The sequence below is a fragment of the Dysgonomonas sp. Marseille-Q5470 genome (genome assembly GCF_951230145.1).
In the GTDB taxonomy this organism is placed as follows: domain Bacteria; phylum Bacteroidota; class Bacteroidia; order Bacteroidales; family Dysgonomonadaceae; genus Dysgonomonas.
The window spans coordinates 1-8,787 of sequence record NZ_CATNVE010000018.1 but is presented as its reverse complement, the minus strand read 5'-3'; the positions used below and the strand labels follow the sequence as shown (position 1 = coordinate 8,787).

The following is an 8,787-nucleotide window of genomic DNA, read 5'->3' as shown; positions in this document are numbered from 1 at the left end:
GGTCGTGCCGATGGTACTGCGTAAAAGTGGGAGAGTAGGTTACCGCCGTTTTAAACGCAAAGTCCGTATGCAATTAGATGTATGCGGACTTTTGCTATTTATACAATCCAAGTATACAAAGGATAATAGAAAGATACAAATTACATATCAGACAGCATAAGAAAAGGAGAGCTATGATAGGCTCTCCTTTTTTGTTTACAAAAGATAAATAGGCATATTTAATCACCGCTCTTAATATTAGAATATACATAAAAATACCCTTTAGGTTTTGAGTATCTAAAGGGTATTTCATTTATATTAGTATGTCTTATATTATTATAAGAAGGAGATTTTAATCATTCTGATAAGGGATATTTTTGTATTCGCAAATTTCTACTAGTTTGCTTTTTACAGTTTTTACATCATCGTATTTTAAAGTGGCGAGATCTATTTTTCTTTGTTTCTGTCCTCCATTCAGAGAGAAAGTAATGTAGCTGATACCAATATTTAAACTACTTACATTTGTCCAATTTATTGCAGATTTACTCTGTCCCGAGATATTCGGTTTAACTGTATTGTTATCGATTGAAAGTATAGCTCCCGAAACCCATAGGGTGTTGCTTAGCAATAGTATGGCAGCAAGAATAAAGGCTATAAGCGCACTGAAAAATAATATACCATAACGACCGGCAATCCCCTCCGTAATACAGAAATAAAGAGCAAATCCTGTTAAATAAATACCTGTTATGATATTTATAGTTTTCTTAGTGGAAGAAAGCGTATTGTAATCAATAATTAATTCATTCATTGTAGTTTTATTTAAATTTATTACTACAAATATGAGAAATAATACTGATTTTATAGTGTTCTCTGAAATTATTCTTTGCAGATATCTTGAATAACAAGCCCTGCTAGGGTGAAGCCAAATGTAGCTGTGATATGAACCAGCGTACCATTGGTCTGAGCTTTCACACTCGGATTGTCTTGTTTTAGTAATTCTGAGCTCTTTGACTCATCATGTTCATATTTCAGGCCTTTGTTTTCTAATACTTCGTCACTATATACACATTTAAATTTTTTCCACGGTTTTTCTCCTTGTTTCATTTTTCGACGAAGGGCTGCAGCGAGCGGACAGCCTTTTACATTCCAAAACTCGGCAACTTTAATTCGCGTTGGATCCATTTTTAAGGCAGCACCCATCGAAGAAAATAATTTAGCTTTAGTCCGTGTTGCTGTGCGAATTAAATGTACCTTATGTTTCAGACTATCTATTGCATCAATTATATAGTCGTAAGATTGAAGATTGAAAGAATCAGAAGTTTCTTCGCTATATACCTGAGCAATAATTTCTATTTCTGCATCGGGGTTGATGTCGAGCAATCGAGACTTTAATACTTCTACTTTACTCTGTCCAATAGTTTTTGTTGTAGCCATAAGTTGTCTGTTTATATTTGTCTCACAAACTTTATCAGAGTCAACGATAGTAAGATGTCTTATTCCTGATCGAATCAGGCTTTCGGCACACCAACTACCAACTCCTCCTACACCGAATAAAATAACTCTTACCGAAGATATCTTGTTCATCAATTTGTCACCTAGTAATAGCTCTGCTCTCTTAAAGATTCCTTTTTCCTCTTGCATTCTTTCTATTTTCATTTTTTTAGGGGTACAAACTTACAATAAATATTTCTGATTTCATGTTAAGAAAATAATCATGTATCTTTGCTGCTCAAATAATTAACGTGTCATGGTACTCTTCTTGTGTTGAGACACCTATTATTAAGTGAATCTAGCTAAGAATACAACAAAATATTATCTTTTTAATTATGAATATATTATTATTAGGAAACGGAGGTCGTGAAAATGCATTGGCATGGAAGATTAAGCAAAGCGATAAGGTTCAGAAGCTTTATGTGGCTCCCGGCAATGCAGGAACTCATGAAATAGCTGTAAACGTAAACTTATTGCCCACTGATTTTCCTGAGATAAAACAATTCGTATTAGAGAATAAGATAGATATGGTTGTTGTAGGTCCTGAAGAGCCACTTGTAAGAGGAATATACGATTTCTTCGTCAATGATGATGATATTAAAGATATTCCGGTTATAGGCCCCTCTAAGATAGGAGCACAACTTGAAGGTAGCAAGGATTTTGCTAAGCAATTTATGATGCGTCATAATATTCCCACAGCCAGATATAAAAGCTTTACATTAGATGAATTGGACGAAGCTTATTTATTTTTAGAAGAGCTAGAGGCTCCGTATGTGTTGAAGGCAGATGGATTAGCCGCCGGGAAAGGCGTACTTATAATAAGTGATATAGAGGAAGCGAAACAAGAGTTAAAAGAAATGCTTTCCGGGATGTTTGGCGATGCTAGTAAAACTGTTGTTATAGAAGAGTTTTTGTCGGGAATAGAATGTTCTGTATTTGTGTTAACGGATGGAGATTCATATAAAATACTACCTGTAGCCAAAGATTATAAACGAATTGGCGAAGGAGATACGGGGCTGAATACCGGAGGAATGGGGGCTGTGTCGCCGGTATCGTTTGCTGACGATGTATTCATGAAAAAAGTAGAAGACCGCATTGTTATTCCAACAATAGAGGGGCTGAAAAAGGATAAAATTATATATAAAGGATTTATTTTCTTAGGCTTAATAGAGGTCAAAGGAGAACCTATGGTAATTGAATATAATGTACGTATGGGTGATCCTGAAACTGAAGTTGTCATGTTGCGGATAAAGTCTGATTTTGTTTCTTTGTTAGAAGGTGTTGCAACAGGTACATTGGAAAGTAAATTGCTAGAAATAGATAGTCGCTATGCTGTTACCGTGATGCTTGTATCGGGCGGTTATCCGGGAGACTATGAGAAAAATAAAGAAATGTCGGGTTTGGATAAGGTAAAAGATAGTATCTTATTTCATGCCGGAACAAAGCTTGAAAATAATAAGGTGCTGACAAACGGAGGACGTGTTATTGCAATAAGCTCATATGGAGAAACCAAGGATGAAGCCCTATCTCTATCCTTCAAGAATGCAGATGTAATATCTTATGATAAAAAATACTATAGGAAAGATATAGGTTTCGATCTCAAATAAAATGGCAGCTATTCCTAGATTTTATAAAAGTCATATTGCGGAAGGAAAGGGATTTCTTATAATCTCTATTATTTTCGCAGTATGTATGAGGATAGCATTTGTAGTATCATCAAATGCTATGCCTTCAAATATGGAAGGAGGGTATCTTTGGCAACTGCTCGATTTCTTTTCGGGTAATCCATTATATTCATTGGCAGGTAGTAGTATTATTGTATCTGCAATGGCTGTATTGACTGCTCATATCAATACTGATTTTGTACTGATAAGGCGGAGGACTCTGTTGCCTCCCGCCATTATAATTTTATTGTTTAGCTGTCACCCTTCGTTGGTGTGGATATCTCCGGCGTATATTGGGGTATTATTCATGCTTTTTACAGTATCTATATTATTCGCCTCTTATAATCACTCCGAAAGATCTGTTGCTGCATTTAAAATAGCGTTTATGCTTTCTTTAGGAAGCTTGTTTACGCCTCTTTTATTACTTTTTGTTCCATTAACATGGATTGCCCTTGTAATAATGAGGTGTTTTAGTTTTAGATCCTTGTTAGCATCCTTTTTGGGAGTCTTTATAGTATATTTCCCTACATTCTCTTTTTATCTTTTTACGGATAATCTAAACGAATTTCTTTCTCCTTTTCTACATTATAGCAATTCTCAACAGTTAGTTATGTTTCCTTTTCTCCGTTTTGATATTGCTATATGGGCTTCTCTTATTTTTATAATTCTTTTTTTGAGTATTATCATTGGAGATAATTTCCTTAACAGGCATAAGGATAAAATAAAAATAAGGGCATATTTATCGTTATTGATATTTTTCACAGTCTTATCTTTATTGTTCTCTATCTTTGTAAATATAACACCGCAAGTGAGTCTGTATATTTTTATGGGAGTGGGATCATTTCTATTATCTCATTTCTTTGCATTAGGAGAAACAAAGGGGACAGTAGTACTATTTTATATATTTATAGTGGCTTGTTTGTTGTTTAGCGGCTTATCTTTTCTCCGATAGTAAAAAAATTACCAACAAATGTTTTTGTAGTTCAATTTTATCACGTTGATACAAAGTTTCTTAGTTTCTATCGTGGTTTGAGTGATAAATCTTCTGGTAGTTTTTTTACTCAAAAACTTGCTAGTCTCGCTAAAAAGCAGTAATATTGCATCCGATTTCGGGATAACCTCCGAAAATCAGGTCCTATAGCTCAGTTGGTTAGAGCATCTGACTCATAATCAGGGGGTCCCTGGTTCAAGCCCAGGTGGGACCACTTAAAAAAAAGGCACTTACATCATGTGAGTGCCTTTTTTATTGCCTTATCACAGGTGCTTTAGCGGTATTTCTACAATGTTTACAAGTACCCAGTTAAACCAAGAGTTAAACCAAAAACTCACATGAACGCAACAGTTAATGTCGTGTTATTCAAATCAAAAACACTTGCAGACGGTTCACATCCATTAATGATAAGAATCTGCAAAGACAACAAAAAGAAGTATAAAAGTTTAGGTATATCAATCCAACCGCAATTTTGGGACTTCGAAAAGAATAAACCGAAACGAAATTGCCCTAATAAAGACAATATTCAAACAATAATTTCAGAGAAAACAAAAGAATATTCAGAACAAATAATTGAATTTAAAACAATTAACAAGGATTATACAGTATCAAGCCTTATTGAAAAAGTTGATACTCCCATTACTAATAATACAGTTCTACAATTATTTAACAATGAAATTCAACGCTTAAAACAGGAAAACCGTTTAAAGACAGCATCCACATATAAAGAACTATTAGTATCAATGATAGACTTTAATAAACACCTTGATATATATTTCTCTGAAATTAACATTGTTTGGCTAAGGCAATATGAAGCCTTTTTGCGTAAAAAAGGATTATCCGATAATTCTTTAGGGGTACGTTTCAGAACATTGAGAGCCATATATAACAAGGCTATAGAATTGAATATTGTTAAACAGGAGTATTATCCGTTCAAAGTTTACAAAGTGTCTAAACTTCACAAGGAAACAGTAAAACGAGCTATTCAAAAATCGGATATCGAAGCAATAATAAACTATAGCGCTGATAACGAACATGCACGTTTAGCAATAGATATATTCTATTTTTCCTATCTATCAGGTGGAATCAATTTTACAGATATTGCACTTTTAACAAGTAAGAATATTATTGATAATAGATTGATTTATAACCGAAAGAAAACAAAGAAGTTAATCAAATTACCATTACAAGAAGAAGCTCTGAAGCTAATTGATAAATACACTAATTCTACAAATATTTACCTCTTTCCTATTCTATCTCAATTTCATAAGACAGAGCAACAGAGAGCGAACAGGGTACATAAAGTATTAGCTATTATCAATAAGCGGTTAAAAGATATTGGTAAAGAATTAAATATACCGATTGACTTAACAACATACGTAGCTCGCCATAGCTTTGCAACTGTCTTAAAACGTTCTGGTGTAAACACTTCTATTATTAGCGAATCATTAGGGCATAGCTCAGAAAAAGTAACTCAGATATATTTGGATAGCTTTGAAAATAGTCAAATTGATGAAGCAATGAAGAATTTGTTGTAAGATAGGAAGGACAGATGAATCTCTGTCCTTTTTTTTATTTAATAAGCTGGTTATTAACATAGTGTTGATAAATTTAATTTCAAAATAGCCATGTTTTTTTTACTTTTAGAAAAATTATTAAATATCAAATATCATGGCTGAAAACAAACAAAGAACAGAAAGGGGTAAAATACCACATATTAAGACTATATCTAGAGAGGCTATAAATAGAATAAAGCAAACGTCAAATAACCCGAATCATTTAAGTGGCTTAAAATCGGGATTTGATGATTTAGATAAAATTACTCATGGTTGGCAAAGTGGCGATTTAGTAGTTATTTCTGCTCGTCCATCAATGGGTAAAACTGCGTTTATTTTATCTATGGCTTTGAATATGGCTAAAGAAAATATTCCAGTTGGTATTTTCTCAATAGAACAAACTTTTTCACAATTAACGAATAGATTAATAAGTAATTGTTGTGAAATACCAATGGAGAAATTGGCGACAGGAACTCTGCTCAATTATGAATGGGAACAGTTAGATTATAAAATTAAGGATTTACAAGATTTATCACTGTACATAAATTGCCCTGCTCGTCTTTCAATAGAATCTTTATCTAACGATGCGAGGAAATTAGTAAAGGAGTATGGAGTAAAAGCAATTTTTGTAGATTATCTTCAATTACTAACAGTTTCAGAGAAATATCCAGACCGTTATAATGAAGTAAATCATATAACAAGGGAATTGAAAGCTTTAGCAAAAGAATTAGATATAACTTTTTTTGCTATATCTCAGATGAATAGAGAAAATGAAAAAAGGCTAGGTGCAGAAGGTAAAAGACCACAGCTCACAGACTTAAGAGATAGTGGCACAATATGTGAAGATGCAGATATTGTATATTTTATACATCGCCCAGAATATTACAAAATATTAGAAGATGATAAAGGAAATGATTTAAGGGGATTAGCTGAAATAATAATAGCAAAACATCGTAATGGAGATATGGGAGATGTCTTACTAAGATTTAAACGTGATTTTTGTCGATTTGAGAATTTTGATTATCAATATAATACTAATTATCCTCGAGATCTTCAAAATCTAAATAAAGATAATAAAGCAAGTGAAAATAATTTTGTTCCATTTTAAGAATAAAACCCCTCACTCTTTTCAGAATGAGGGGTGCATCTTAAAAAAATTAAATGTTAAGCGGCTTGTTCATCCGAATTAGCACTGTTTAAGCCTTTAACTTGAGGCAATATTTTACCTTGTTCAAGTTCCTCTTTCGAGAAAATAGGCTCTTTCATTTTTAAAACCTCATTACCATACGCTTTTTCTAGACCTGAAACTAAAACTTCGTCAAGCTTTGTGTTCCCGTCAAAAACAACGTGTTGTGCCACATTAAAGGCATTTAAGCCTAAACGCTCACAATCTTTAATAAATCGGTTACTGTCCAACAGTCGATATTCAACTGTATCGTAAAAATTTCCCAGAAATACATTCTTCTCCTCAATACTATCTTTATCTAGTAATTTCAGATTATGCTCAATCGCAGATTTTTTCACTTGAGCATTGCGAATTATCTGCTTTTTAAATGTTGTTCTGGACTTTCTAAGAATTTCCAAAAAAGGATTACGCGCGTTTTTCTTAGAAGGTTTTGTACTAGAAGATGATTTGTCGCTATTAGCAACTCCATTGTTTTGAGTTTCTACTGTCATTTAAAATAATTTTAATACTAAGCCATTTTATATATGGGGTAAATAGCCCTATAAACCACCAGCACATTATTTCATCCCATTTTTGTGCTACTTTACAACTAATTGAACAGGAACAAATCAGAGGACTTAAAAACTAACTTTAGAAGTTGCGCACCCAACCGCCATTTGCTTTAAGCGGTGCAAATATAATATTAAGTTTGATTTTCGAATAAATAATATGACATAATTATATAAGAACGAATGATCCTTTGTTATAATTATACAAAAACACATGTTTTCACAGCGATATTATACGTTAGCGCATGATTCAATGTAATTACTTATATGAAAACACGTAATTAAAGTGTGATTTTATTACCTCTATATATAAATTGAGATAATTTGCCTAACTATCAAATACTTTTTAATTATATATTCAATTGATAATAAGCCGCTTTATTCAGAAGTGAGGTTAAATGAATCAAATAGATTAATTATTATAAAGGGCAACATTTCTACACAGAATATTTTTATGTAAAAGCATCTTTTTACTCCTATTTCAAAAACGGGGAAAAATAGTTTCGGGGTGGTACAGAAGAAATTTTCACCCGTATTCCCCACATTGAATATTTTATGTTAATTTGCACATCTAATAAAAATATTACTATGAAAAGAGTGCACATACCCATTAAACATAAGCAATACCTATCTGATGCTTTAAAAGACAAAGGCTATCTGAATATTCCGAGAAATACCATACTAAAAAAGACATTGCCTGGTCTGGGTGCTACCTACGGCGAAATAAAAGCAAAGAGACATTCTATCATCATAGAACCGAACGTTCCTGTAATTACAGGTAAAACAAAAGATAAGCCTGAGTTACTTGCAGTCTATGAAGGTGTAACAAAATCCAAAATAGAGAGATACCTCAAAAACAGGGAAATTAAATACAAGAAATTAATTACTACACCTGAAAGCTACCATTTAATAAGAGAGGTCTGTTTAAATAGAAATGTAAAAATAGATTACTATAAAGATTTCTTTTGCCTATTCGATGAATGCGAAAAATTGATTCAGGATGTTGATTACAGGAATAATATAACACAGCCGATAACTGATTTTTTCTTGTTCGAAAATAAGGCTTTTGTTTCTGCAACAGCACTAGATATGATTCATCCCGAATTTGAGAATCAAAATTTTCAGATTATGGAAGTTGAGCCAGCTTTTGGTTATAAAAAAGATTTAGAGCTTATTATTACTAATACATATGAAGTTGCTGTTTATAACAAACTAATGGACTTAAAAGACAGTGCACATATTTGCATTTTTCTTAATAAGACCGATAGTATCGATAAACTGATAAATACACTAGGGATCGAAAAACAATCAAAGATATTTTGTTCTGAAAAGAGTGTACAAAAGCTAAAGAAGAAAGAATACAATATTGCTT

At 32.7% G+C, this 8,787-nt stretch carries 7 protein-coding genes, 1 tRNA gene and 1 pseudogene; 6 read left to right on the top strand and 3 right to left on the bottom strand.

Annotation, left to right across the window (positions count from 1 at the left end):
- Positions 1 to 331 precede the first annotated feature (331 nt).
- Positions 332 to 787, bottom strand: a complete 456-nt coding sequence (locus QOX35_RS16265; protein ID WP_283687821.1) for a hypothetical protein — start codon at positions 785 to 787, stop codon at positions 332 to 334.
- A 68-nt stretch (positions 788 to 855) separates the two neighbouring features.
- Complete coding sequence (locus QOX35_RS16260) at positions 856 to 1,635, bottom strand: tRNA threonylcarbamoyladenosine dehydratase (RefSeq protein ID WP_283687820.1); 780 nt, start codon at positions 1,633 to 1,635, stop codon at positions 856 to 858.
- A 170-nt stretch (positions 1,636 to 1,805) separates the two neighbouring features.
- On the opposite strand from QOX35_RS16260, the gene purD reads away from it, so the two are divergent.
- The 5 genes from purD to QOX35_RS16235 all read left to right on the top strand — a co-directional run bounded on the left by purD (position 1,806) and on the right by QOX35_RS16235 (position 6,789).
- A complete protein-coding gene (gene purD, locus QOX35_RS16255) occupies positions 1,806 to 3,077 on the top strand; it encodes a phosphoribosylamine--glycine ligase (RefSeq protein ID WP_283687819.1) in 1,272 nt (423 codons plus the stop codon).
- 85 nt (positions 3,078 to 3,162) lie between these two features.
- Positions 3,163 to 4,086 (top strand): hypothetical protein, encoded by a 924-nt coding sequence (locus QOX35_RS16250; RefSeq protein ID WP_283687818.1) that lies wholly within the window; start codon positions 3,163 to 3,165, stop codon positions 4,084 to 4,086.
- Between the two features lie 179 nt (positions 4,087 to 4,265).
- Positions 4,266 to 4,339: transfer RNA gene (locus QOX35_RS16245), tRNA-Ile, on the top strand.
- A gap of 124 nt (positions 4,340 to 4,463) precedes the next feature.
- Entirely contained in the window at positions 4,464 to 5,663 is a 1,200-nt protein-coding gene (locus tag QOX35_RS16240) for a site-specific integrase (RefSeq protein WP_283687817.1), read from the top strand.
- 133 nt (positions 5,664 to 5,796) lie between these two features.
- Entirely contained in the window at positions 5,797 to 6,789 is a 993-nt protein-coding gene (locus QOX35_RS16235; protein ID WP_283687816.1) for a replicative DNA helicase, read from the top strand.
- A 56-nt stretch (positions 6,790 to 6,845) separates the two neighbouring features.
- On the opposite strand, the gene QOX35_RS16230 is transcribed toward QOX35_RS16235, so the two are convergent.
- Positions 6,846 to 7,358 carry a hypothetical protein gene (locus QOX35_RS16230; protein ID WP_283687815.1) on the bottom strand — a complete coding sequence of 171 codons (513 nt, stop codon included), beginning with the start codon at positions 7,356 to 7,358 and terminating at the stop codon, positions 6,846 to 6,848.
- A 645-nt stretch (positions 7,359 to 8,003) separates the two neighbouring features.
- On the opposite strand from QOX35_RS16230, the pseudogene QOX35_RS16225 reads away from it, so the two are divergent.
- Positions 8,004 to 8,787 (top strand): annotated as a pseudogene (locus tag QOX35_RS16225) (hypothetical protein); the annotation flags it as partial.